The organism is Streptomyces sp. NPDC031365 (assembly GCF_055569765.1).
Genome location: NZ_JBVIIM010000081.1, coordinates 1 through 1,575 on the forward strand (window position 1 = coordinate 1; position 1,575 = coordinate 1,575).

At 70.4% G+C, this 1,575-nt stretch carries 1 protein-coding gene; it reads right to left on the minus strand.

The window, feature by feature from the left end; genetic code table 11:
• The coding region (locus ACZ5C2_RS38580; RefSeq protein WP_468801632.1) for a type I polyketide synthase at positions 1 to 1,575 on the minus strand (1,575 nt) is incomplete at both ends.

Consider the following 1,575-nt stretch of genomic DNA (forward strand, 5'->3'; position numbering starts at 1 on the left):
CCGGTCCTGGCCATACGTCGCCAGCAGCGCCTGCGCCTCGATCGGGTCACCCAGCGTCGTCCCCGTACCGTGCGCCTCCACCACGTCCACCTCGGCGGACGACAGACCGGCATTGGTCAGCGCCTGCCGGATCACCCGCTGCTGGGAGGGACCGTTGGGAGCGGTCAGCCCGTTCGACGCACCGTCCTGGTTGACCGCCGAACCACGCACCACCGCCAGCACCCGGTGTCCCTTGCGCCGCGCGTCCGACAACCGCTCCAGGACGAGCACACCCACGCCCTCGCCCCAGCCGGTCCCGTCCGCGTCGTCCGAGAACGCCTTGCACCGACCGTCCCCGGCCAGCCCACCCTGGACATCGAATTCGAGGAAGGCAGCAGGCGTCGTCATCAGGGTGACACCGCTCGCGAGGGCAAGATCGCACTCGCCGGCGCGCAGGGACTGGGCTCCAAGGTGCAGGGCCACCAGAGACGACGAGCACGCGGTGTCCACCGTGACCGCGGGGCCTTCGAGCCCCAGCGCATACGACACCCGGCCCGACAGGACACTGCCCGCGCTACCGGTCCCGCCGTAGCCGTCCCCGGACTCGCCGGCCAGCGCCAGCAGAGCCGGGTAGTCCTGCCCGTTCGTACCCGCGAAGACCCCGACCGGCAGCCCACGCAACGACGAAGGAGCGATACCCGCCCGCTCCAGCGACTCCCACACCACTTCCAGCAGCAGCCGCTGCTGCGGATCCATCGCCAACGCCTCACGCGGCGAAATACCGAACAGATCGGCATCGAAATCCGCCGCTCCGTCGACGAAACCACCCACCCGCGTGTAGTCGCCGGCCCGGGCCAGGTCACCGATCGCGTCCCAGTGCCGGTCCGCGGGGAAGCCGCTCATGGCGTCGATCCCGTCGGCCAACAGGTGCCACAGGTCGTCAGGTGAGGCGACTCCGCCCGGGAAGCGGCATCCCATGCCCACGACGACAACCGGGTCGTCCACCATCGGCAACGAGGACGCTTCAGCTTCGTGGCCCGTGCCCTCGTCGGTCGTGGGGAAGATCTGGTGGAGGAACTCCTCGGTCAGCGCTTCGACGGAGGGGTAGTCGAAGACGACGGTCGAGGCGAGGGTGAGCCCCGACAGCGCGGCCAGGGCGTTGCGCAGTTCCACCGCCATCAGCGAGTCGACGCCGAGTTCGCGGAACGCCGTGGCCGGACCGATCGCCGACGGGTCGGCGAATCCCAGTACCGCAGCGACCTGTCCGCGTACGGCCTCCATCAGGGTGGTCCGCCGAGCCGCTGCGGTGAGCCCGGCGAGCCTGTCGCGCAGTGCGCCGACAGCCACCGGCGCACGGTCGGCACTCCCCGCCGCTCCCGGCGCGACCACATCCCACAGACGACTGGCACGCAACGCCGTCATCCCCGGAACGAAACGCTCCCAGTCCACATCGACGACCGTCACACAACCCGAGACCGAACCCAGCAGCTCCACCGCAACATCCGGGTCCAGCGGCCGAACACCGCCCCGGTCGATACGGGCCTGAACAGTCGCGTCATCCGCCATACCGCCCTCGGCCCACGGACCCCACGCAAG